At 70.8% G+C, this 24,826-nt stretch carries 11 protein-coding genes; 7 read left to right on the top strand and 4 right to left on the bottom strand.

Annotated features, from left to right (window positions below; translation table 11 throughout):
* Positions 1 to 34 precede the first annotated feature (34 nt).
* The 4 genes from ACFWBY_RS20605 to pulA all read left to right on the top strand — a co-directional run bounded on the left by ACFWBY_RS20605 (position 35) and on the right by pulA (position 10,319).
* Positions 35 to 1,636 carry a glycoside hydrolase family 13 protein gene (locus tag ACFWBY_RS20605; RefSeq protein WP_385340350.1) on the top strand — a complete coding sequence of 534 codons (1,602 nt, stop codon included), beginning with the start codon at positions 35 to 37 and terminating at the stop codon, positions 1,634 to 1,636.
* On the top strand, positions 1,621 to 2,640 hold the full coding sequence (locus ACFWBY_RS20600) for a LacI family DNA-binding transcriptional regulator (RefSeq protein ID WP_385340349.1): 1,020 nt from the start codon (positions 1,621 to 1,623) through the stop codon (positions 2,638 to 2,640). The genes ACFWBY_RS20605 and ACFWBY_RS20600 overlap by 16 nt, the downstream gene beginning before the upstream one ends.
* A gap of 511 nt (positions 2,641 to 3,151) precedes the next feature.
* Positions 3,152 to 4,873 carry a carbohydrate-binding module family 20 domain-containing protein gene (locus tag ACFWBY_RS20595; RefSeq protein ID WP_385340347.1) on the top strand — a complete coding sequence of 574 codons (1,722 nt, stop codon included), beginning with the start codon at positions 3,152 to 3,154 and terminating at the stop codon, positions 4,871 to 4,873.
* A 40-nt stretch (positions 4,874 to 4,913) separates the two neighbouring features.
* Complete coding sequence (gene pulA, locus ACFWBY_RS20590; RefSeq protein ID WP_385340346.1) at positions 4,914 to 10,319, top strand: pullulanase-type alpha-1,6-glucosidase; 5,406 nt, start codon at positions 4,914 to 4,916, stop codon at positions 10,317 to 10,319.
* A 30-nt stretch (positions 10,320 to 10,349) separates the two neighbouring features.
* On the opposite strand, the gene ACFWBY_RS20585 is transcribed toward pulA, so the two are convergent.
* Both ACFWBY_RS20585 and ACFWBY_RS20580 read right to left on the bottom strand, forming a co-directional pair.
* Complete coding sequence (locus ACFWBY_RS20585; protein WP_385340393.1) at positions 10,350 to 10,883, bottom strand: GNAT family N-acetyltransferase; 534 nt, start codon at positions 10,881 to 10,883, stop codon at positions 10,350 to 10,352.
* 28 nt (positions 10,884 to 10,911) lie between these two features.
* The gene (locus ACFWBY_RS20580) at positions 10,912 to 11,622 is read right to left on the bottom strand and encodes a TetR/AcrR family transcriptional regulator (RefSeq protein ID WP_385340344.1); all 711 of its coding nucleotides are present in this window, start codon (positions 11,620 to 11,622) and stop codon (positions 10,912 to 10,914) included.
* A 237-nt stretch (positions 11,623 to 11,859) separates the two neighbouring features.
* Between ACFWBY_RS20580 and ACFWBY_RS20575 the strand changes: the two genes are divergently transcribed.
* The 3 genes from ACFWBY_RS20575 to ACFWBY_RS20565 all read left to right on the top strand — a co-directional run bounded on the left by ACFWBY_RS20575 (position 11,860) and on the right by ACFWBY_RS20565 (position 22,710).
* Positions 11,860 to 15,525 carry a LamG domain-containing protein gene (locus tag ACFWBY_RS20575; protein ID WP_385340342.1) on the top strand — a complete coding sequence of 1,222 codons (3,666 nt, stop codon included), beginning with the start codon at positions 11,860 to 11,862 and terminating at the stop codon, positions 15,523 to 15,525.
* Positions 15,526 to 15,619: 94 nt separating this feature from the next.
* Positions 15,620 to 22,246 (top strand): RHS repeat-associated core domain-containing protein, encoded by a 6,627-nt coding sequence (locus tag ACFWBY_RS20570; RefSeq protein ID WP_385342352.1) that lies wholly within the window; start codon positions 15,620 to 15,622, stop codon positions 22,244 to 22,246.
* Positions 22,222 to 22,710: a hypothetical protein gene (locus ACFWBY_RS20565; protein WP_385342354.1), complete on the top strand. Its 489-nt coding sequence runs from the start codon at positions 22,222 to 22,224 to the stop codon at positions 22,708 to 22,710. Before ACFWBY_RS20570 ends, ACFWBY_RS20565 begins: the two co-directional genes overlap by 25 nt.
* A 72-nt stretch (positions 22,711 to 22,782) precedes the next feature.
* On the opposite strand, the gene ACFWBY_RS20560 is transcribed toward ACFWBY_RS20565, so the two are convergent.
* Together ACFWBY_RS20560 and ACFWBY_RS20555 are read right to left on the bottom strand one after the other, a co-directional pair.
* On the bottom strand, positions 22,783 to 23,838 hold the full coding sequence (locus tag ACFWBY_RS20560) for a PDR/VanB family oxidoreductase (RefSeq protein ID WP_385342356.1): 1,056 nt from the start codon (positions 23,836 to 23,838) through the stop codon (positions 22,783 to 22,785).
* Complete coding sequence (locus ACFWBY_RS20555; RefSeq protein WP_385342358.1) at positions 23,835 to 24,752, bottom strand: metal-dependent hydrolase; 918 nt, start codon at positions 24,750 to 24,752, stop codon at positions 23,835 to 23,837. The genes ACFWBY_RS20560 and ACFWBY_RS20555 overlap by 4 nt, the downstream gene beginning before the upstream one ends.
* Positions 24,753 to 24,826: the final 74 nt, after the last annotated feature.

The raw sequence follows: 24,826 nt of genomic DNA, 5'->3' as shown, positions 1-24,826 counted from the left end.
TCGTACCGCCCGGCCCGACCTCTTCAAGGACGACATGACCCAGCACCTCGCCGACGCACTCCCCACCTCCACCGGCACCCTGCCCGGCTGGTGGAGAGAAGCGGTGATCTACCAGGTCTATCCGCGCAGCTTCGCCGACTCCAATGGGGACGGCATGGGGGACCTCGAAGGCATCCGGAGCCGGCTGCCCTACCTGAAGGAACTCGGCGTAGACGCCGTGTGGCTCAGCCCCTTCTACGCCTCCCCGCAGGCCGACGCCGGCTACGACGTCGCCGACTACCGGGCCATCGACCCGATGTTCGGCACCCTGCACGACGCCGACGCCGTGATCCGCGAAGCCCACGCGCTGGACCTGCGGATCATCGTGGACCTCGTCCCCAACCACTGCTCCGACCAGCACGAATGGTTCAAGCAGGCGCTGCGCGAGGGCCCCGGCTCCCCGCTGCGCGAACGCTTCCACTTCCGGGCCGGATCCGGCGAGGACGGCACCGAGCCGCCCAACGACTGGGAGTCGATCTTCGGTGGGCCGGCCTGGACCCGGGTCGCCGACGGAGAGTGGTACCTGCACCTCTTCGCCCCCGAGCAGCCCGACTTCAACTGGGAACACCCCGCCGTCCAGGACGAGTTCCGCTCGATCCTGCGGTTCTGGCTCGACCTCGGCGTCGACGGCTTCCGCATCGACGTGGCCCACGGCCTCGTCAAGGCCCCCGGACTGCCCGACCTCGGCCGCGGCGGACAGCTCAAACTGCTCGGCAACCAGGTGCTGCCCTTCTTCGACCAGGACGGCGTCCACGAGATCTACCGCTCCTGGCGCACCGTCCTCGACGAGTACGCGGGCGACCGCATCGGCGTCGCCGAGGCGTGGACGCCGAGCGCGGACCGCACGGCCATGTACCTGCGCCACGACGAGCTGCACCAGGCCTTCAACTTCCACTACCTGAACACCGGATGGGACGCACAGGCGCTGCGCGCCACCATCGACGACTCGCTGGACGCGATGCGCCCGGTCGGTGCTCCGACGACGTGGGTGTTGTCGAACCACGATGTGGTGCGGCATGTGACGCGGTACGGGGGTGGGGCGCGGGGTCTGGCGCGGGCGAGGGCGGCGGCGTTGCTGATGCTGGCGCTGCCGGGGTCGGCGTACGTCTATCAGGGTGAGGAGCTGGGTCTGCCGGAGGTCGTCGATCTTCCGGACTCCGTCCGTCAGGATCCGGCGTTCGCGCGGGGTGAGGGTCAGGACGGGTTGCGTGACGGCTGCCGGGTTCCGATCCCGTGGTCGGGTGGTGAGGCTCCGTACGGTTTCGGGGCGGGGGGCAGCTGGCTGCCGCAGCCGGCCGAGTGGGCGGGTCTGAGCGTGGCCGCGCAGACCGGCGACCCGCACTCCACCCTGGAGCTCTACCGCGCCGCACTGCGGATCCGCCGTGAGCACCCCGAACTGGGCGCAGGCGACTCCGTGGAGTGGCTGGAGGCACCCGAGGGCGTTCTGGCCTTCCGCCGGGGCGACTTCACGTGCACGGTCAACACGACGGACGAGCCGGTACGCATACCCGCGCCGGGCACCGTCCTGCTGGCGAGCGGCGACCTCGCCGACCCGGACGTACTGGGACCCGACACGGCGGTGTGGTGGCGGGGGTGACTTCGCCGCTCCGGCTGGCGGACATCGCCGCGCAGGCCGAGGTCAGCGAGGCGACGGTCAGCCGCGTCGTCAACGGCAAGTCGGGCGTGGCGGCCGGCACCCGGCACAGGGTGCTGGCCGCCATGGACCTGCTGGGCTACGAACGCCCGGTGAGGCTCCGCCGGCGCAGCAACGGCCTCGTCGGCCTGCTGATCCCGGAGCTCACCAACCCCATCTTCCCGGCGTTCGCCCAGGTCATAGAGCAGGCGCTGGCGGGGCACGGCTACACGCCGGTGCTCTGTACGCAGACCCCCGGCGGGGCCACCGAGGACGAACTGGTGGAACAGCTGGAGGAGCGCGGGGTCACGGGCATCGTGTTCCTGTCGGGCCTGCACGCGGACTCCTCCGCCGACCCGTCCCGCTACCAGCGGCTCGCGGCCCGGGGCGTCCCCTTCGTCATGATCAACGGGTTCAACGAACAGGTCCAGGCACCGTTCATCTCCCCGGACGACCGCGCGGCGGCGGACATGGCCGTGCGCCACCTGGAGGACCTGGGCCACCGCAGGATCGGCCTCGCCATCGGACCGACGCGCTACGTCCCGTCGGCCCGCAAGGAGGCGGGCTTCAAGGCCGCGCTTCCCGCGGCCGCGGCCGAAGGGCTGATCCAGCGCACCCTGTTCACGGTGGAGGGCGGCCACGCGGCGGGCGGAGCCCTGCTGGACCGCGGCTGCACGGGCATCGTGTGCGGCAGCGACCCCATGGCCCTGGGCGTCATACGGGCGGCGCGCGAACGGGGGCTGCGCGTCCCGGAGGACGTCTCGGTCGTCGGCTTCGACGACTCTCCGCTGATCGCCTTCACGGACCCGCCGCTGACCACCATCCGCCAGCCGGTCCGCGCGATGGCGACGGCGGCCGTCGGAGCCCTCCTCGAAGCGGTGGCGGGGACCCCGGTCCAGCGCACGGAGTACGTCTTCCAGCCGGAGCTGGTGGTCAGGGGCTCGACGGGGCAGGGCCCGGGGCACTGAGCGGGCGGCCGAGGGGGCTGCGGGTGGGCTGTGCTGCGGGTGGGGCGGTGGCTTCGGCAGTCCCTGGGGGCGTCCCGGAGTGTCCTCACGGAGGGGACCGTCCTCGCGGACGGACGGGACGTCTCGAGGACGGAGGGGACCGTCCTGACGAACCGAGTGGACCGTCCTGACGAACCGAGTGGACCGTCCGCACGAACCGAGGGGCGTTCGCACGGGCGGGGGATCGGCGCTCGACCACCTCGGGCGCCCTCCGGGCCGTGGGCGGCTTGTGTCCAGCCCAAGACGGTCGTCGGACGCTGAGCCGAGAGCGACTGTGTAGCGATCCGGTGCGCCTCGACGTCCCCGGCCCCCACCCCCGCCGCCCCACGCGCGAAACAATTCTGCAATCTCTTGCGCAAACTCTTGCAGCACCCCCGCGTGGCACCTACGGTCGCTCCAATCCCCAACTCGGCCGCGACCGGTCTCCCCACCCCCCCTCGGTCCCGTGCCTCTCCGCCAGGAGGAACGCCGTATGTTCACCCCCGCACGCGCTGCCAGAGCCGCCGCCGCGCTGCTTTCCGTATCCGCCGTGTCCGCCCTCGCCGTCATCGGAGGCCCCGCACCGCGGGCCTCGGCCGCCGCGCCCGGGGGGAAGGACGTCACCGCCGTGCTCTTCGAGTGGCGGTTCGACTCCGTGGGCAAGGCCTGTGGCGACAGCCTCGGGCCCGCAGGGTATGGATTCGTCCAGGTTTCGCCCCCGCAGGAGCACATCCAAGGGTCCCAGTGGTGGACCTCGTACCAGCCCGTCAGCTACCGGATAGCCGGGCGGCTCGGTGACCGTGCGGCCTTCAAGGCGATGGTCGACGCCTGCCACGCCGCCGGCGTGAAGGTCGTCGCAGACTCCGTCATCAACCACATGGCCGCCTCCGACGGCACCGGGACCGGGGGCACTTCGTACACGAAGTACAACTACCCGGGGCTGTACTCCGGGTCCGACATGGACGACTGCCGGGCGACGATCTCCAACTACACCGACCGTGCCAACGTCCAGAACTGCGAGCTGGTCCAGCTCGCCGACCTCGACACCGGCGAGGACTACGTGCGGGGCAAGATCGCGGGCTACCTCAACGACCTGCTGTCCCTCGGCGTCGACGGCTTCCGGATCGACGCCGCCAAGCACATGCCCGCCGCCGACCTCGCCAACATCAAGTCCCGGCTGGCGAACCCGAACGCCTACTGGAAGCAGGAAGCGATCCACGGCGCGGGGGAGGCCGTCGCGCCGACCGAGTACCTCGGCACCGGCGACGTGCAGGAGTTCCGCTACGCCCGCGACCTCAAGCGGGTCTTCCAGAGCGAGAACCTGGCCTACCTGAAGAACTTCGGGGAGGCCTGGGGACACATGCCCTCCGGCCAGGCCGGCGTCTTCGTCGACAACCACGACACCGAGCGCGGCGGCGACACCCTCAGCTACAAGGACGGTTCGGCCTACACCCTCGCCAGCGTGTTCATGCTCGCCTGGCCCTACGGTTCCCCGGACGTGCACTCCGGCTACGAGTGGACCGACCGCGACGCCGGGCCGCCCAACGGCGGGACCGTGAACGCCTGCTACTCCGAGGGGTGGAAGTGCCAGCACTCCTGGCGCGAGATCTCCTCGATGGTGGGCTTCCGCAACGCGGCGCGCGGGCAGGCCGTCACCGGCTGGTGGGACAACGGGGGTGACCAGATCGCCTTCGGGCGCGGTTCCAAGGCGTACGTGGCGATCAACCACGAGGGCACGGCGCTGACCCGGACGTTCCAGACCTCCCTCGCGGCCGGTGACTACTGCGACGTGCAGAGCGGCCGCGCGGTCACCGTGGATTCCGCCGGGCGGTTCACCGCCACCCTCGGCGCGGGTACGGCCGTCGCCCTGCACGTCGGTGCCCGCACCTGCGCCGGTACGGGTACGCCCGTGCCCGTTCCCGCCGCCGGGGCCTCCTTCGCCGTCAACGCCACGACCGTCCCCGGCCAGAACATCTACGTCACCGGTGACCGCGCCGAGCTCGGCAGCTGGAACGCCGCAGGCGCCCTCAAGCTCGACCCGGCCGCCTACCCCGTCTGGAAGCTGGACGTCCCGCTCCCGCCCGGCACGGTCTTCGCCTACAAGTACGTCCGCAAGGACGCCGCCGGGAACGTCACCTGGGAGAGCGGGACCAACCGCTCCGCGACCGTCCCCGCGAGCGGCAAGGTCACGCTGAACGACACCTGGCGCAACTGACCCGCCCGTCCTGCCCGTCCCGCACCCGAGGAGAATCCCCTTGATACGCACCGCCGCGGGAGTGCTCGCCGCCGTCCTGGCCGTGACGCTCCTGCCAGCCCTCCCCGCCGCCGCGGCGGTCGCCGCCAAGGCGCCGCCGGCGCCGCCCTCGGACGCCAAGCTGGCCGCCGAGCCCGCGCGGCACGATCTGACCCGGGAGCAGTTCTACTTCGTGCTCCCGGACCGGTTCGCGAACGGTGATCCGCGCAACGACCGGGGCGGCCTGACCGGTTCCCGGCTGGAGACCGGTCTGGACCCGACGGACAAGGGCTTCTACCAGGGCGGCGACCTGAAGGGGCTGACCGACCGGCTCGACTACATCAAGGGGCTCGGCACCACGGCCATCTGGATGGCGCCGATCTTCAAGAACCAGCCGGTGCAGGGGACGGGCAAGGACGCGTCGGCCGGCTACCACGGCTACTGGATCACCGACTTCACCCAGGTGGACCCGCACTTCGGGACCAATGCCGACCTGGAGCGGCTGATCGACAAGGCGCACGGGAAGGGGATGAAGGTCTTCTTCGACGTCATCACCAACCACACCGCCGACGTCGTCGACTACCGGGAGGCGTCCTACGAGTACCTCTCCAAGGGCGCCTTCCCCTACCTGACCAAGGACGGCGTGCCCTTCGACGCCGCCGCGTTCGACGCGGGAGCGGCCGCCGGCGGCGGGAAGAAGTTCCCGGCCGTGGACACCGACTCCTTCCCGCGGACCCCCTTCGTCCCGGACGCGAAGAAGAACCTCAAGTCGCCGGCCTGGCTCAACGACCCGGCGATGTACCACAACCGGGGCGACTCCACCTTCGCCGGCGAATCGTCCGACCAGGGCGACTTCTTCGGTCTCGACGACTTGTGGACCGAGCGTCCCGAGGTCGTGGAGGGGATGGAGAAGATCTACGAGAAGTGGGTCAAGGACTTCGACATCGACGGCTTCCGGATCGACACGGTCAAGCACGTCAACACCGGTTTCTGGTCCCAGTGGGCGACCGCCCTGGACGAGTACGCGGCCCGGCGCGGCCGCGAGGACTTCTTCATGTTCGGCGAGGTGTACTCGGCCGACACCGCCGTCACCTCCCCGTACGTGACGCGGGGCCGCCTCGACGCCACGCTCGACTTCCCGCTGCAGGAGGCGATCCGCTCCTACGCCTCCCAGGGTGCGGGAGCCCAGCGGCTGGCCTCCGTCTTCGCCGACGACTACCGGTACACGACGGACAAGGCGAACGCGTACGAGCAGGTCTCCTTCCTCGGCAACCACGACATGGGCCGCTTCGGGACCTTCCTGAAGCAGGACCGGCCGGGGGCGGGGGAGCAGGAGCTGCTGGGCCGCTACCGGCTGGCGAACGAGCTGATGTTCTTCTCGCGGGGCAATCCGGTGATCTACTCCGGTGACGAGCAGGGCTTCACCGGCGCGGGCGGCGACAAGGACGCTCGCCAGCCGCTCTTCGCCTCGCAGGCCGCCGACTACCTGGACGACGACCAGCTCGGCACGGCGCGCACCCACGCGAGCGATGCTTACGAACCGGGTCACCCGCTCTACCAGCAGATCAGTGCTCTCTCCAAGCTGACGAAGGACCACCCGGCCCTGCGGGACGGCGTTCAGAGCGAGCGCTTCTCCGACGGTTCGGCCTACGCCTTCGCCCGCACCGACGCCCGCACGCGCACCGAGTACCTGGTCGCCGCCAACAACGGCCCCGAGCCCCGCACCATCGAACTCGACGCCCCGGCCGGCGCCCAGTACCGCACCCTGTACGCAGGAGCGGCCTCCGCCGCCGGGCTCCTGCGCGCCTCCGCCGCCGGCAAGCTCAGCGTCACCGTCCCCGCGCTCGGCTCGGTGGTCCTCCAGGCCGCCGCCCCGCTCGCCGCGCCCTCGGTGAAGCCCGCCCTCACCCTCAAGGCACCGGCTCCCGGCGCCACCGGCACCGTCGAGCTCAGCGCCGACGTCACCGGCGGCGGCCTGAACCGGGTCGTCTTCGCCGCGCAGACCGGCAACGGCAAGTGGCAGGTCCTCGGCTCCGCCGACCACGCCCCGTACAAGGTCACCCAGCACATCGACACCGCCGTCCCGGCCGGCACCGCCCTGCGCTACAAGGCCGTCGTCGTCGACGCCAAGGGCCGCACCGCGAGCGCCCTCGCCGGCTCCACCGCCGGACAGGCACCGCCCACCGGGATCCCCACCGCCACCCAGCGCGACTACGCCGTCGTCCACTACAACCGCCCCGACGGCGACTACACCGACTGGCGCCTCTACGCCTGGGGTGACCTCGCCGACGGAGAGGCGACCCCCTGGCCCGAAGGCCACGCCTTCACCGGCCGCGACGCCTACGGCGCCTTCGCGTACGTGAGGCTGAAGCCCGGTGCGAGCAGCGTCAACTACCTCGTCATCGACAAGAACGGCACCAAGGACGTAGCCGCCGACCGCGCCATGGACGTGACGAAGACCGGCGAGATCTGGCTGGAGCAGGGCAAGGAGCCCGCCCGCACCGACCGCCCCGCCTACCCGCCGCAGGACACCACGAAGGCCGTCCTGCACTACCAGCGCCCCGACGGCGCCTACGACGGCTGGGGCCTGCACGTCTGGACCGGCGCGGCGAGCCCGACCGAGTGGTCCAAGCCGCTGCTCCCCACCCGCACCGACTCCTACGGCGCGGTGTACGAGGTCCCGCTCGCGGCCGGGGCGACCAGCCTCAGCTACATCCTCCACAAGGGCGACGAGAAGGACCTGCCCAGCGACCAGTCCCTCGACCTGAAGGCAGCCGGCCACGAGGTGTGGATGCTGGGCGGCAAGGACGAGTACCTCCTGCCGCAGCCCGCCGGATCGGCCGCCGCCCTGGACCTCACCAAGGCCCAGGCCGTCTGGATCGACCGCGACACCCTCGCCTGGAACGCCCCGCCCGCCGCCGCGTCCCTCCAGCTCCTGGCCTCCCGCGACGGCAAGGTCAAGGCCGAGAACGGCACCCTGACCGGCACCGAGGACGCGGCCTGGCTCCGGCTGGCCAAGACCGAGCTCACCGCCGCGCAGAAGCAGGAGTTCCCGCACCTGGCCTCCTACGCCGCCTTCACCGTCGACCCGCGCGACCGCGACCGGGTCCGGGACGCCCTGCGCGGCCAGCTCGTGGCGAGCGCCCGTACGGCCGGTGGCGCCGTCCTGGCCGCCACCGGTGTCCAGCTCGCGGGCGTCCTCGACGACCTGTACGCGAACGACGCCCCCCTCGGACCCGTCTTCAAGGACGGCCGCCCCACCCTCTCCGTCTGGGCCCCCACCGCCCGGGAGGTCGCCCTCGAACTCGACGGGGGCGGTGACGGCGGCCGCACCGTCGCCATGCGCCGCGACGACGCCACCGGCGTCTGGTCGGTGCGCGGCGACCGGAACTGGACGGGCAAGCGCTACCGCTTCGCCGTCACCGTGTGGGCCCCGGCCGCCGGGCAGGTCGTCCGGAACCTGGTCACCGACCCGTACTCCACGGCCCTGACCACGGACTCCACGCACAGCCTGGCCGTGGACCTGGCCGACCCGAAGCTGGCCCCGCCCGGCTGGCGCGACCTGAAGAAGCCCGCGCCCGTCCCCTTCACCTCCGCGCAGATCCAGGAGCTGCACATCCGCGACTTCTCGGTCGCGGACCGCACCGCCGCCCACCCCGGCCAGTACCTGGCCTTCACGGACACCGGCTCGGCGGGCATGCGCCACCTGCGCGACCTCGCCGCCTCCGGAACCTCCTACGTGCACCTCCTGCCCGCCTTCGACATCGGCACCATCCCCGAGAAGGCCGCGGACCGCACCGAGCCCGCCTGTGACCTGAAGGTCTACGCCCCGGACTCGCAGGAGCAGCAGGCCTGCGTGGCGGCCGCGGCCGCGAAGGACTCGTACAACTGGGGCTACGACCCGCTGCACTACACGGTCCCCGAGGGCTCGTACGCGAGCGACCCGAACGGCACGGCCCGCACGGTGGAGTTCCGCCGGATGGTGCAGTCCCTGAACGGCGCGGGCCTGCGCACGGTCATGGACGTGGTCTACAACCACACGGTGGCGTCCGGCCAGTCGGACAAGTCGGTCCTCGACCGCATCGTCCCCGGCTACTACCAGCGGCTCATGGCCGACGGCTCCGTCGCGACGTCCACCTGCTGCGCCAACACCGCCCCCGAGAACGCCATGATGGGCCGGCTCGTCGTGGACTCCGTGGTCGCCTGGGCCAAGCAGTACAAGGTCGACGGCTTCCGCTTCGACCTCATGGGCCACCACCCGAAGGCCAACATCCTGGCGGTGCGCGCCGCCCTCGACGCGCTGACCGTCGCCAAGGACGGCGTGGACGGGAAGAAGATAGTCCTCTACGGGGAAGGCTGGAACTTCGGCGAGGTCGCGGACGACGCACGCTTCGTCCAGGCCACGCAGCGGAACATGGCCGGCACCGGCATCGCCACCTTCTCCGACCGGGCCCGCGACGCGGTACGCGGCGGCGGCCCCTTCGACGAGGACCCGCGCGTACAGGGCTTCGCGTCCGGCCTGTTCACGGCGCCCAACGCCTCCCCGGCGAACGGCACTTCCGAGCAGCAGCGCACCAGGCTGCTGCACGACCAGGACCTGATCAAGGTCGGACTGACCGGCAACCTCGCCTCCTACGCCTTCACGGACTCCACCGGACGCCAGACCAAGGGCTCCGAGGTCGACTACAACGGCTCCCCTGCCGGGTACGCGGCCGCACCGGGCGACGCGCTGGCCTACGTCGACGCGCACGACAACGAAACCCTCTTCGACGCCCTGAAGTACAAGCTCCCGGCGGGCACTTCGGCCACGGACCAGGCCCGGGCGCAGGTCCTGGCGATGTCCGTCGCCGCCCTCTCCCAGGGCCCGTCGCTCTCCCAGGCGGGCACCGACCTGCTCCGCTCCAAGTCCCTGGACCGCAACTCCTTCGACAGCGGCGACTGGTTCAACGCCGTCCACTGGGACTGCCGCGACGGCAACGGCTTCGGGATCGGCCTGCCGCCGGCCGCCGACAACCGCTCGAAGTGGCCCTACGCACAACCGCTGTTGGCGGCGGGAGCGGCCCCCGGCTGCGCGGAGATCACCGGAGCCTCGGCCGCCTACCGCGACCTGCTGAAGATCCGTACGACGGAACCGGCCTTCGCCCTCACGACGTCCGAGGCGGTCCAGTCGAAGCTGGCCTTCCCCCTCTCGGGAACCGCGGAGACCCCGGGCGTGATCACGATGACCCTGGGCGACCTGGTGGTCGTCTTCAACGCCACCCCCGCCGCCCAGGCCCAGCACGTCCCCGCCCTCGCGGGCACGGGCTACGCCCTGCACCCCGTCCAGGCCGCGGGCTCCGACGCGGTGGCCCGGCGGGCGGCGTACGACACGGCGAAGGGAGAGTTCACGGTCCCGGCCCGCACGGTCGCCGTCTTCAAGCGGGGCTGAGCCGGGGGTGGACCGTGAGGGGGACGCGGCTCAGACGAGCGTGAGCTGATCGAGCCGCTTCTCCAGCAGGATCACCCCGTAGACCCTTCCGTCCTTCCCCACCTTGTCGGGGAGCTCCCCGGTCACCCGGTAGCCCGCGCCCAAGTAGTACGCGAGCAGCCGGGGATTGGTGGAGACGCAGTCCAGCCGCGCCCGTTCGCGGCCGGTCCTGGCGATACGCCGCTCGGCATGTTCGAGCAGCCGCCGGCCGGCCCCGGCGGGCGCGGCTTCACGTTCGACCATCAGCCGGTGCACGTAGCCGGCGACGGGCGGCTGGATGCCCCAGGCGTCCTCGTCGGACCACCACAGCTCATAGGCCCCGACGACCCGCCCGTCGCCGTCCCCGGCGAGCCACACCTCGCCGTCGCCCATCCGCGCGCGGAAGTGGTCGGCATCCTTGTCGCCGGGCTTCCACTGGTCGATCCCACCGGCCCGCATCCACCGGGCAGCCTGGTCGTACAGGGCCACCAGGGTGCCGGCGTCCTTCTCCTCGGCCGGCCGGAACAAGATCCCGTCGTCAATCATCACGCGAGCATTATGACCACCCGGATGATCAACGCGGGCCGGGCACCCCGGCCGGTACGAGCGACACCAGCCGGCCCACCAACTCCCCGAACGGCCCGTCGGCGGGCTCGTCCGCGAGGATCCGTACGAGGATGCCCGCCATCTCCGCGTCGTACGCGGCGCTGACGGCCGCCAGCGCCGCGAAGTCGTGCACGAGCTGCAACTCCAGCTCGGAGCGCGGGATCTTGCGGCCGTCGAGCCAGATCAGCGCCGTCGACTCGGCGAGCGACACCCAGGACCGCACGACGAGCGCGAGGCGCGCGGGCGGCTCGTCGATGCCGAGGTGCGAGAGGATCTGCTCGTACGCCGCCTGCCGCACCTCGTCGATCATCGCGTTCGCCCGGCTGCTGCCCACGGCCGGCCCGCCCCGCATCAGCGCCGAGAACCCGGGCCCGTGGTCGTCGACGAAGGCGAAGAACCGCCCCATCACCCGCAGCAGCCGCGCCCCGAGCGGACCCTCCTGCGGCTCCACGAACCGCAGCGCCAGCTCGTCGGCGGCCCGGCGCAACGCGGCCTCGTACAGGCTCAGCTTGCCCGGAAAGTAGTGGTAGACGAGCGGCCGCGATATCCCCGCCGCCGCCGCGATCTCGTCGATGGACACCTCGTCGGGCGACCGGTGGCTGAACAGCTCCAGCGCCACCCCGATCAGCTGCTGCCGCCGCTCCTCGACACCCATCCTGCGCCGCACCCCGGTTGTCATGCGGCCCACCCTACTGCGCGCCCCCGCGCCTGTTACCCGCCGACCGGACCGTGCAGCTCCGCAGTTGTCTCCCGATCGGGCTACTGCCCCTCCCGCCCGCGGCGTTAACCCCTGTGGCCAGCGGTTCTAGCGCCCGTTTAGCCCCGCCGAGTGCACTCCGGATGTCTGCCGCAGGGGTGCGGCCGGATTCGCTTCACGCCGGATCGGGGATCCGGTGTCACTTGGGGAAGTTGAAACATGTCTTCAAACAGAGGCCGCCTTTGGCGTGCCGTGGCCACGGTGCTCGGTGGCGTGCTCGTGGTGAGTGCCGTTCCTTCGTTCACTTCGGTTGCCGAGGCGGCCGCGCCGCCCGTCACCGAGAGCGATCAGGCGCTCAAAGACGCGAAGAAGTCCGGAAAGCCCGTCGAGGTGATGGGCGAGCGCACCGATTCGTCGACGACGTTCGCCAATCCGGACGGCAAGTCCTTCCGCCTGGACACCTCGGCCGTACCGGTCCGGGTGAAGGCGAAGGACGGGTCGGGATGGGTCGCGCCGGACGCCACCCTGGAAGTCCGTGCGGACGGCACGGTGGGTCCGAAGGCGGCCGTCGCGGGGGTGAGCTTCTCCGGTGGCGGCGACCAGTCGAAGCTGGTGACCATCGAGCGCGACGGGCGTTCCATGACGTTGGGCTGGCAGGGCGGCGCTCTGCCGAAGCCGGTGCTCGACGGGAACAGCGCCGTGTATCCGGAGGTGCTGCCGGGTGTGGACCTGCGGATGACGGCCACGCTGAAGGGCTACCGCGAGGTCCTGGTGGTCAAGACGCCGGAGGCGGCGAAGAACCCGAAGCTGCAGCGCGTCGAGTTCGACCTCACGGCGAAGGACGTCCAGCTCAACGCCGCGAACGACGGCGGCCTGTCCGCCACGGACGCGAACGGCGTGCCGGTCTTCAAGGCGCCTCCGGCGCTGATGTGGGACTCGAAGGGCGTGTCGGCTCCGTCGGCACTGTCCGCGAAGGAGAAGGTCGCCGCGGCGAAGAGCGAGGGCGGCACCCTGCCGAAGCCTCCGGTGGGCGGGGAGCCGGCTGCCCGGCCCGCGGACGGGCCGCCGCCCGGCTCCCAGGCCAGGAACATGCCCGTGCACGTCGACAAGGACTCGCTGGCCGTCGTACCGGACGCGGCCCTGCTCCAGCAGAGCGACCCGGCGGCGTTCCCCCTCTACATCGACCCGTCCGTCGCCCTGGACGACGGCACGGAGCACACGGCCCTGCGCAATGACGGCGTCAAGTTCTGGGACTGGGACAACGACAGTGACGGCCAGGGCAAGGGCATGGGCAAGTGCGGTTCCTGGAACGGCTACTACTGCGGTCCGGGGTACGTGCAGCGCCTGTACTTCGAGTTCTCCCCGAACAACCTGCGCGGCAAGGAGGTCCTGACCGCCCGCTTCCGCGTCACCGAGCCGTGGGCCTTCCAGTGCGACCTCCGCAACGTGTGGCTGGTCCGCATGGACGGCGAGATCTCCTCGGGGACGACGTGGGGCAACAAGCCCAACTACGCCGACCTCATGGGTGACCGCTGGCTGTCCGCGGGCCGCGGCTCCGCCTGCGACCCCAACTCGCCCGTCGCACCCGTCGAGTTCTCGGACAACCTTCCCGACGAGCCGGACGAGAACCTCACCCCGACCGTCCGCGACTTCGCAGACGGCAGGTACAACCGGCTGACCCTGGAGCTGAGGGCCGAGGACGAGTCGGACACGGCCTCGTGGAAGCGTTTCCGTAACGACGCCGTCCTGTCCGTCGACTACATCGGCAAGCCCAACACCCCCATCTACGTCGGCCTGGTCACGGGCACGGGGGAGATCTGCACGAACGACTCGACGAAGCCGTCGATCGTCTCCGACCCGACGCCGGCCATGACCGCGATCACCGAGACCGTATGGGGCGGCGAGTCCGGCTCCCAGCTGCGCATCCTCATGCAGACCGAGAAGAAGGAGACCAACGGCACCTGGACCCCGGTCAAGGCCAACGCGGGCGACGCCGACTACGTCAGTCGGCCCTCCTCGGGATTCGTGGGGGACAACGTCAAGGTCACCAGTGACCCGCCCGCGACGCTGACGGACGGCACCCAGTACCGGTTCCGGACCTGGACCCGGTCGTACGCGGACGGCCAGGAACGGACCAGCGCTCCCAGCGCCGACTGCTACTTCAAGGTCGACTCCAGTGCCCCCAAGGCCCCGGCGGTCACCTTCGGAGCTCCGTACAGCCAGTGCACCAGCACCGCCTGCGCGGCGGCCGGCAAGCCCGGCCAGGCGGGTCAGTTCACCTTCGCACCGGCGAGCGGCGACACCGTCACGGCCTACCAGTACAAGCTGTCCACGGACACCGTGTGGACCGAGATCGCCGGCTCGAACCCGACCGTCTCGATCACTCCGCCGGTGTCGGGGACGATGAAGCTGAGCGTGAAGGCCAAGGACTCCGTGGGCCGCTTGGGCGCGACGAAGATCGTCGACTTCGTGGTCAAGGAGGGCCCCGACCCGATCGGCTACTGGACCTTCGACGAGGCCTCCGGCCAGGCCGTCGACACGTCGACCGCCGACCCGGCGCTCAGGAACAACATGTACCTCGCCGCCGGGGCCCAGCGCCCCCAGGCCGGCCGAAGGGGCTGGGTGCAGACGCCCACCCCGCACGAGGACCGCGCGCTCCAGCTGACGAACGCCCAGTACGCGAACAGCGCCAAGCCGGTGTTCGACACCCGTTCCTCCTTCACCGTGGCCGGCTGGGTCCGCCTGGACCGCACGGACGGCACCTTCTCGATGCTGGCCCAGGGCGGCACGAACTTCAGCGGTGTCGCCATCACCGCCGCCGCCGGCCAGCCGTGGTCGATGCAGATGGCCACGAACGACACGGCGGGCGGCACCGGCGCGATCAGCCGGCTCAACGGCCTGAACCCGGCGCAGGCCGGGGTGTGGACCCACGTCGCCGCCACGTACAACGAGTCCACGGACGTCGCGAAGCTGTACGTCAACGGGCGGCTCCAGGGCCAGATGACCGTCACCAACCCCATCGCCGCCACCGGACTCATGGCAATCGGCGCCGCCAAGCAGTCCGCTGTCTGGTCGGAGCAGCTCCCGGGCCGGATCGACGAGGTCAAGGTCTGGCAGGACGAGAAGAGCGCCGACGAGGTCAAGCAGGACTCCTCGCTCTTCGACCCGGCGAACGGCAAGCCCCACGTCGACCTGGCCGGAGCCTGGGACCTCACCACGGCCGGCCCCGCCTACGCCGACACGTCCGGCAGCGGCCGCGCCCTGACCGCGACCGCCGGTACGCCCGTCACGGGCGGCGCCCTGGTCCTGAACGGCTCCACCCAGGCGGCCACCGTCGCGGGTCCGGTCGTCGACGACACGGGTTCGTTCACGGTGACGGCGGAGGCCAAGCTCGACAACGCAGCCCTGCTCGGCAAGCCGAACGGCTACAAGGCCCAGGTCATCGGCCAGCGCACCGCCACCGGTTCCTCCTGGAGCCTGTGGTTCGAGAAGACCGGTGTCAGGACCGAGCCGGACGAGCTCGACCCCACCAAGATGGTCAGCTTCGTCGAGGGCACCTGGCACTTCGGCCGCCTGACGGCCGACGGCACCGGTACCTCGGTGGTCAGCGACAGCCTGGCCGCGCTCAACGCGGGCGTCCAGGTGACCGGTGTCCACAACGCCCAGGACGGCACCATCACCCTCTACGTGGGCGCGGCCGGCCAGGCCCAGCCCAAGGCCTACACGGCCACCGTCGGCAGCGGCGAGCTCGCCGTCGGCAAGGGCTTCACCAACAGCGCCTGGGGCAACTTCCTGCCCGGCCAGATCAAGGGCATGCGCCTGTGGTCCGGCGCGATGAAGGACGCCCAGCAGGTCACGGACACCGTCTTCGGCTCCGGTAGCTGACCCTCCGACTCCACCACCGACTTGCCGTGGCCGCCCGCACAGCGGCGGCCACGGCTTCACCCGTACCCAAAACCCCCATCCACATGGAGCATTCGTGTCCATCCGACCACCAGGCGGAGCAATCCGCCACCGGCTGCCGCTGGCAGCCGCACTAGCCCTGGCACTCGCGGTGCCGGGGGTCATCACTTCGATAGCGGAGGCCGCGGATCTTCCGGGTGCCCCGAAGATCGCGAAGCACAAGGACGCCAAGGTCCGCGCGGTCAACGCCCAGGGCGCCAAGGCCGCCCGGGAGCTGGTCGCGAAGAACCAGGCGGAGAACAAGGTCCAGGCGGACCGGGCCCGAGCCGAGGCGAAGGCCGACTGGCCGAAGGCAGCGACCCTGGAGGGTTCGGCCGCGCGGTCGGGCTCGCGCCCGCTGGTCGACGTACGGTCCACGGCGCGGGTCAAGAGCCCGCTGCTCGATCCGTCCGTGCCCAAGGGGCCGGCGGCGCCCGCCGCGGAGGCTCCGGACGGCGGGAAGTCGACCGTCAAGGTTCTCGACCAGAAGGCGGCCGAGAAGGCCGGGATCACCGGCGTGCTCTTCTCGGCCACCGCTCCCACCAACGGGCCGGCGCAGCTGACCGTCGACTACGGGTCCTTCGCCTCGGCGGTCGGTGGCAGCTGGTCCACCCGCTTGGGGCTGGTCAGCCTGCCCGCCTGTGCGCTGACGACGCCCGAGAAGGCGGAGTGCCGCAAGACCACTCCGCTGCCCTCGGCCAACAGCATCAAGAACCGCACGGTGACGGCCGACGTCGCCTCCCTCCCCGCCGGAACCTCGAACGCGGCCAAGACCAAGGGCCCGGCGCAGGCTCCGGCGGTCTTCGCGGTGATGGCCACGGAAACCGCTTCCCCCCAAGGCGGCGGAGACTTCGCGGCGACCCCGCTGTCGGCTTCCTCCAGCTGGGAGTCCGGCTCCTCCGGCGGTGCGTTCACCTGGTCGTATCCGGTGGCGGTCCCGCCCGCCGCGGCCGGGCCCTCGCCTTCGCTGTCGTTCTCGTACAGCACCGGTGCCATCGACGGCCGGACGGCGAACTCGAACAACCAGGGTTCGCAGGTCGGCGAGGGCTTCGACCTGACGTCCTCGTACATCGAGCGCAAGTACGGCTCGTGTGACGACGACGGCCAGACCGACAAGAACGACCTGTGCTGGAAGTACGAGAACGCCTCCCTGGTCCTGAACGGCAAGTCCAGCGAGCTCGTCAAGGACGACACCAGCGGCAAGTGGCGCCTGAAGGACGACGACGCCTCCCAGGTGACCTGGGGGACGGGCGCGGACAACGGCGACAGCGACGGCGAGTACTGGAAGGTGGTCACCGGTGACGGCACCACCTACACCTTCGGCCTGAACAAGCTGCCCGGCGCCGGCTCCGAGCGCACCAACTCCACCTGGTCCGCGCCGGTCTTCGGCGACGACGCCGGCGAGCCGGGTTACACCAAGGCTTCCACCTTCTCCGGCCGCTACGAGACCCAGGCCTGGCGCTGGAACCTGGACCTGGTCCAGGACGTCCACGGCAACGCCGCCAGCTACTGGTACGCGGCGGAGACCAACAACTACGCGAAGAACGGCGACAAGACCAAGCTGCTGCCCTATACCCGCGGCGGCACCCTCTCCGAGGTCCGCTACGGCCAGCGCGCGGACACGCTGTTCACCGGCACGCCCTCCCACAAGGTCGTCTTCGACTACAAGGAGCGCTGCTTCGCGGCGAACTGCACCAACCTGACGAAGGACACCTCGGACAACTGGCCCGACGTCCCCTTCGACCAGATCTGCTCCGCGAGCGAAACCGACTGCAAGGCGGAAGGGCCCGCCTTCTTCACGCGCAAGCGGATGACGGCGATCAACACCTATGCGTGGTCCACGGCCCTGGAGCCCGACAACTACGCGCTCGTGGACACCTTCGACCTGGCCCAGGAGTACCTGGACCCGGGCGACCTCGGTGACACCAGCGACCAGGCCATGGTCTTGAAGTCCATCAAGCGCACGGGCAAGAACGGCGGTACGGCCGAGGTCCCGCCGGTGGACTTCACCTACCACATGAAGCCGAACCGGGTGGACGTGGACGGCGACAACATCGTCCCGCTCAACCGCCCGCGCATCAACACGATCACCTCGGAGACGGGCGCGATCACCACGGTCACGCTCTCCAACCCCGAGTGCGTACGCGGCTCCAAGATGCCGGTGGCCGAGGACGACAACTCGCTGTCCTGCTACCCGGTGTACTGGCCGATCAACGGCGGTGACCCCAAGCTCGACTGGTTCCACAAGTACAACGTCGCCGCGGTCACCATTGCCGACCCGGCGGGCCAGAACGACCTGGTGGAGTACGCGTACGAGTACGCGAAGCCGGCCTGGCACTACAACGACGACCCGCTGACCCCCGAGGACCAGCGGACCTGGTCCAACTGGCGGGGCTACGGCAAGGTGACCGCGTACAGCGGTGCCACCGACAAGACCCGCTCGAAGTCCGTGAAGGTCTTCATGCAGGGCATGCGCGGCGACAAGCGCAAGGACACGACCGCCACCCGCACCACCACGGTCGCGGCCGTCCCCGTGCCGGGCCTGACGATCGCCGACATCAACGACGACGACCAGTACGCGGGCTTCCTGCGCCAGGAGGTCACCTACGACGGGGCCACCGCTCTCGCCGTCTCGGTGACCGACCCGTGGAGCAAGGAGACCGCCAGCCAGCAGAAGTCGTACGCCAACACCAAGGCGCACTACGTCCGCACGGGCACCACGTACGACCACACCTTCCTCACGGCCTCCAACACCTGGCGGTCCACGCGCACCGACAGCACCTACGACGACTACGGCCTGCAGACGCAGTCCTCTTCGTCCGGTGACACGGCCAAGACGGGTGACGAGACGTGCACCCGCACCTGGTACGCCCGCAACGACGCCAAGGGCCTCACCGGCCTGCCCTCCCGCAGCCGCACGGTCGCGGCCGAGTGCTCTCTCACCGACGACAAACTGACCCTGCCCGCCAACTCGGCCACCCGCGGCGACGTCCTGTCCGACACGGCCACCGTGTACGACGACACCGCCGCGACCGCCTGGACGGCGAACCAGACCCCGACCCTGGGCCTGCCCACCTGGACCGGCCGCGCCCAGGCCTACCCGGCGGCGGCCGGTACCGCCGACCGCAACCCGGCCGGCATCACCGGCTGGCAGACCACCGGCAAGACGACCTACGACACGGCGGCGGCCAAGCTCGGGCGTCCGCTGAGCGTCACCGACGCGGCCGGGAACACGACCACGACCAGCTACGCGCCCGCCGCGGCCGGCCCGCTGGAAGTCACCGTGAAGACCGCACCGAAGCTGGCCTCGAACGGCCAGCAGCACAAGACGTACGCCTACATGGACCTGCGCGGCTCGCTCGTGCGCTCCATCGACGCCAACATGGCCTCGACCTTCAACACCTACGACGCCCTCGGCCGCGTGACCGCCACCTGGCTGCCCAACCGGGGCCAGTCCCAGACCCCGAACGTCAAGTACGGCTACCTCCTGGAACGCGGCAAGCAGCCGTGGACCTCGGTGGGCGCCCTCGTGCCCGACGGGAGCTACAAGACGGTCTACACGATCGCCGACGCGCTGCTGCGCCCGCTCCAGACGCAGACTCCGTCGCCGAACGGCGGCCGCGTCCTGACCGACACCCGCTACGACTCCCGGGGCCTGGCCTACGAGTCCTACGCCGACATCTGGGACAAGGACAAGGCGCCCGAGGGTACGTACGCGCGCGCCGAGTACGGCAGCACCCCCAAGCAGACCCAGACCGTCTTCGACGGCCTCGGCCGCGCCACGACCAGCAGCCTGCTGGTGTACGGGGTGCAGAAGCAGACCACCACCACCAGCCACACCGGTGACTCGACGGCCACGACGGCCCTCCAGGGCGGCACGGCCAGCCGTACGATCACGAACGCGCTCGGGCAGACGACGCAGGTCCGCACCTACAGCGGGACCACGCCGAACGACCCCGAGTACGGGGGCACCGCGCCGGGTACGCCGTACACCAGCGTGAGCCGGACCTACACGGTCGACGGCAAGCAGACGACGATCACCGGCCCCGACAACGCCAAGTGGTCGTACGTCTACGACCTCTTCGGCCGGGGCGTGACCACCACTGACCCCGACAAGGGCAAGGGCACCACGACGTACACCGTTCTGGACCAGGTCGCGACCTCCAAGGACGCGCGGAACACGGTCCTGGAGTACGGGTACGACGAGCTGGGCCGCAAGACCGGTCTGTGGAAGTCCCCGAAGTCCGACGCCAACCTGCTCGCGACGTGGACCTACGACAGCGTCCGCAAGGGCGCTCCCGCGGCCTCCACCCGCTACGAGGGCGGTCTGACCGGCAAGGCGTACACCAAGTCCGTCACCGCCTACGACGTCCTGGGCCGTCCCACGACGACCCGGCTGACCCTGCCCTCCGACGACCCGCTCGTCACCTCGGGCGCCATCGCGGCCACCACCGACCAGACGATGACCTACCGGCTCGACGGAACCCCGAACACGGTCGCATCACCCGCGGCCGCCGGTCTGCCCGCCGAGACCCTCCAGGTGGGCTACGACAACTTCGGTCTTCCGAAGGCGCTCACCGGCGCCACCGACTACGTCCAGAACATGGCGTACTCGCCGCTCGGTGAGATCGAGCAGCTGACCCTGGCCCGTTCCGCGGCCGCCGGTGTCCGCAAGACGTTCATCGGCAACACCTACGAGGACGGCACCCGCCGCCTGCTGAAGTCCACGGTCAACGACCAGACCCACAACGGCATGATCCAGGAGCTGACCTACAACTACGACCAGGCCGGCAACGTCCTGTCGATCTTCGACTCGGCCCCGCTCAGCGGCTTCACCAAGGCCGACAACCAGTGCTTCGCCTACGACGCCCAGCGCCGCATGACCGAGGCCTGGACCCCGAAGACCGCGGACTGCAACCCGACCGGGCGCACCGCCGCCAACCTCGACGGCGCGGCCCCCTACTGGAACAGCTACACCTACACCGCGTCCGGGCAGCGGGCCACGGAGAAGACCAACACCGGCACCCCGCAGACCCGTACGTACTGCTACGACCCGGCCCGCCCCCACGCGCTGGCGGCCACCACCACCGGCGGCACCTGCACCGGTGTCACCCCGCAGTACACGTACGACGCGACGGGCAACACGACCAAGCGCGCGGAAACCCCCGGCAGCGCCACGTCGCAGACCCTGGCCTGGGGCGCGGAGGGCAAGCTCACCAAGACCACGGAAGGGGCCACGGCCACCGACTACGTCTACGACGCGGAGGGCGAGCTCCTGATCCGCCGCGACCCGGCGGGTGAGACGGTCCTCTACGCCGGCTCCAACGAGGTACACCTCAAGGGCGCCACGAAGTGGGCCACTCGCTCCTACAGCATCTCGGGCGTCAAGGTCGCGGTCCTGAGCAACGAATCCGGCACCGCCAAGCTGGCGTTCGTGGCGGGCGACGCCCACGGCACGTCCTCCCTCGCGGTCTCCGCCGACGACACCCAGACGGTGTCCAAGCGCTACACGACCCCGTTCGGCTCCGCACGCGGACCGGCGGCGGCGAGCTGGCCGGACGACAAGAGGTTCCTGGACAAGCCGGAGGACAAGAACACGAGCCTGACCCACATCGGCGCACGCGAGTACGACGCGGCCCTCGGCCAGTTCCTCAGCGTCGACCCCGTGTTGAGCCTCGACCAGCCGCATTCCCTCAACGGCTACAGCTACGCGAACAACAGCCCGGTCACCTTCAGCGACCCGACCGGTCTCGAAAGCTGCGGCGACGCCGGCTACTGCGGTGGCGGCGGCGGGACCAACGGTGAGTACCTCCACAAGCCGCCGAATCCCCCCAGCGGTGGTGGCGGTGGCGGTGGTGGCGGCGGTGGCGGCGGCGGTGGCGGCGGAGGCGGCGGCGGCGGTCGCGGTGGCGGCGGTGGGTTCAACCCGCTGAAGCCCAAGGGCCTCGCCGGCAGCAACGTGATCGCCCCGGTCTACGACCCGGTCTTCACCCCGCTCTACGAGAAGATCAAGCAGCAGGAGGCAGAGGCGGCGGCCGAGACGCATCGGCTCCATTCTCAGATGTGCCAGGCCGACCCGATCCTGCTGGCGTGCACGCAACCCGTCGCGAGCACGCTGGCCCCTGAAGTCTCGGTCAAGCAGGTCGCGGTCCTGTGGGTGGCGGGCCTCGGCCCCACCGAACTGACCTTCGGCGACGGCTCCACCCTGGCCATGCAACTGGCCTCGACGGATCTGGCGCAGTCGGCCCGCGCCAAGGCCCTGGCCGTGTCCAACGGAAGTGTCAGGGGCACGTTCGACAATCTGGCCCACTACTCGATCTCTGACCTTGAGGGGATGGACTTCGCAGGTCAGGTGGGCCACGACATGTGGAGCTTGGGCACCGGCCTGGACGATCCGAACTCCATGAAGGTCCTGCTGGGCTCGTTCAAGATCACGGGACGCGTCCTGGCCAAGGAGAAGGGGGAGGGAATCCAGATGGAGTTCAGCGTCGAGGAGGATACGAACCTCTCGTCCTTCGCGCACATCGCCACGGGATACAACAACGGTAGGGAAGAATTCGTCGAGCAGTTCGACAAGGGCGGCCTCCCTGTTGTTCCCTTCATCGGAGGCCAGGCACGGGAGAGGATCCTGACCGTGAAGTGGCGAGAGACGCTGAGGTACTGATGAAGGACACCGGAACGGCCGGGCCCCGGCGCATCGCGGTGCGCACGCTCCTGTTGACCCTGGCGCTGATCACGACCGTGTCGGGATGCGGGCTCTCCGGCGGAGGGCCGTCGCTGAAGGACGCCGCCGACGTCCAGCGCGTCGAAATGGTCGGCGGCTGGAAGGACGGGTCCACCGGCGGAGTCACGCTGAAGGAGGACGGCACCTTCGCGGCCGAGAGCCTGCGCGCGGACGCCGAGCCGGGCGCCGGGGTCACCTCGCCCGAGAAGGGGCTCGTCGCGGGCAGCGGCGAGTGGGAGCTCACCAACATCGGGGCCGAATCCAGGGTCGACCTCTACTTCACCGGCGGCGGAACGGTCGGCATGGACGTCAAGGACCAGGACGGCCTGAAGGTCCTGTCCACGTGGATCGGCGACGGACGGCACGCCGTCTTGAAAAAGGAGGACACCGCCCCCACCCCGTAGGGCGACAGCGGAAGGCCCCGGAGACTTCGGTCTCCGGGGCCTTCCCGCGTTCAGATGTCCCTGTCCGGGCTCCTACAGGTCCAGGACCAGCCGCTGCGACGCCGCGCGCGACACGCACAGGAGCATCGAGTCCTCGCGTTCTCCGTCCGTGAGCAGGGTGTCGCGGTGCTCGATCTCCCCCGAGACGACCCGGTGCCGGCAGGTTCCGCAGAAGCCCTGCTCACACGAGTACGGGGTGTCGGGCAGCTCCCGGCGCACCGCGGCCAGGGTCGATTCCGTCGCCGCGACCTCGACGACCCGGCCCGAGCGCCGGAGTTCCACCGTGAAGGGCTTCGCGTCGCCCGTCCCGGCCTCCGGGGAGAACCGCTCCAGGTGGACCGGGACGCCCTCCGGGGCCGCCGCCCGGACCGCCGCCATCAGCGGCGCCGGGCCGCAGCAGTAGATCAGCGTGCCCGGGGGGCACGCGGCGAGCGGGGCCAGGTCGGGGAGGCCCGTCTCGTCCTCGGGGAGGAACGTGACCCGGTCCCCGTAGGCCGCGAGGTCCGCCAGGAACGGCATCGAGGCGCGCGAGCGGCCGCCGTACAGCAGGGTCCAGTCCGAGCCCGCCGCCGTGGCCGCCCGCAGCATCGGGAGGATCGGCGTGATGCCGATGCCGCCCGCGACGAAGGCGTAGGACGGGGACGGCTGGAGGGGGAAGCGGTTGCGCGGCGGGCGGACGGCGAGCTCCGCGCCCTCCACCAGCCGGGCGTGCGCCTCGCGCGAGCCGCCGCGGCCGTCCTCGACGAGCCGGACCGCGATCGTGTAGCGGCCCTCCTCGGCCGGATCGCCGCACAGGGAGTACTGGCGGACGAGGCCGGAGGGGAGCATCACGTCCACGTGCGCGCCCGGGGTCCACGCGGGGAGCTCCGGGGACTCCAGCACCAGGGACAGCACGCCGTGCGCCGGCTCCGTGCGGGAGGCGATCAGCGTGGGGATCCACCGGCGCGGGGAGTAGCCCGACACCGGGGTCTCCAGCGCGGGCAGGGGCCACAGGGGTGATCCGCCGTCGATGCGCCTGCCGATCGCCCGCTTCGCCAGCCACGCCGTGCCCGCCAGCGCCGCCACCGTCACCGCAGTGGTCCGCCTCATGCCCGGGCACCTCCGTTGGCGCCGGGGGAGGAGGCCAGGTAGGCGACGGCCTGCGCCGTCGAGCCCTCCTGCGAGGGGTGGTACGTGCGCGAGAGGTACGTGGGGATCGACTTCAGCATCGCGCCCGTCGAAGGCAGGGTGCCCTTGCGTCCCGCCTGGTAGAACTGGCCGAACGACGCCGTGGAGCCGGGCCGCTCGGGATCGTGCTCCATGAAGTAGCGCGATCCGCGCTGCCACAGGAAGACCAGCGCCGTGAAGGCGGTCGCCCACGTCCTGGCCCGGCGGCGGTAGTTGCCGTCCAGGTGCATGAAGAGGTCGAAGGCCACCGAGCGGTGCTCGACCTCCTCCGCGCCGTGCCAGCGCAGCAGGTCCAGCATCATCGGATCGGCGCCCCGCCGGTCCAGCTCGTCCGCGTTGAGGATCCAGTTGCCGAGGAACGCCGTGTAGTGCTCGATCGCCGCGATCATCGCCACCCGTTCCATCAGCCACCACTTGCGCGCCCTGCCCGGCGGCAGCGTCCGGTCGCCGAGCAGCTTCTCGAAGAGCCAGTCGACCTGCGCGGTGTAGGGCGTCGGATCCAGGCCCAGCCGCTTGAGGTGGGGGAGTACGTCGTCGTGCGCCGTGGCGTGCATGGCCTCCTGGCCGATGAACCCGACGACGTCCGCCCGCAGCGCCTCGTCCGTGATGTAGGGGAGCACCTGCTTGTAGACGTGCACGAACCAGCGCTCGCCCGCCGGGAGCAGGAGGTGCAGCACGTTGATCGTGTGGTTGGCGAAGGGGTCGCCGGGCAGCCAGTGGAGCGGGGTGTCCTCCCAGGAGAAGGACACGTTCCGGGCCTTGAGGCCCGCCGTGAGGCCTATGTGTTCCGTGTGTTCCGACGCCACGAGGGCGGGCGCGGGCGGCGTATTAGACATGGCGTCAATGTACTGATGGGTACTGGGGAGGGAAACCCCTCTGCCGCCACTTCCTGGCGCCGTCCGTCACCACC

This window comes from Streptomyces sp. NPDC060049, from assembly GCF_042736715.1.
Lineage (GTDB): Bacteria > Actinomycetota > Actinomycetes > Streptomycetales > Streptomycetaceae > Streptomyces.
The sequence above is the reverse complement of the archived record's forward strand: the minus strand, read 5'-3'. Positions and strand labels throughout refer to the sequence as shown.

Excerpts from the sequence above, each read along its gene's own strand:
- ACFWBY_RS20605 (WP_385340350.1), top strand. The coding sequence starts at position 35 with ATGACCCAGCACCTCGCCGACGCACTCCCCACCTCCACCGGCACCCTG.
- ACFWBY_RS20595 (WP_385340347.1), top strand. The coding sequence starts at position 3,152 with ATGTTCACCCCCGCACGCGCTGCCAGAGCCGCCGCCGCGCTGCTTTCC.
- ACFWBY_RS20585 (WP_385340393.1), bottom strand. The coding sequence starts at position 10,883 with ATGATTGACGACGGGATCTTGTTCCGGCCGGCCGAGGAGAAGGACGCC.
- ACFWBY_RS20580 (WP_385340344.1), bottom strand. The coding sequence starts at position 11,622 with ATGACAACCGGGGTGCGGCGCAGGATGGGTGTCGAGGAGCGGCGGCAG.
- ACFWBY_RS20575 (WP_385340342.1), top strand. The coding sequence starts at position 11,860 with ATGTCTTCAAACAGAGGCCGCCTTTGGCGTGCCGTGGCCACGGTGCTC.
- ACFWBY_RS20560 (WP_385342356.1), bottom strand. The coding sequence starts at position 23,838 with ATGAGGCGGACCACTGCGGTGACGGTGGCGGCGCTGGCGGGCACGGCG.
- ACFWBY_RS20555 (WP_385342358.1), bottom strand. The coding sequence starts at position 24,752 with ATGTCTAATACGCCGCCCGCGCCCGCCCTCGTGGCGTCGGAACACACG.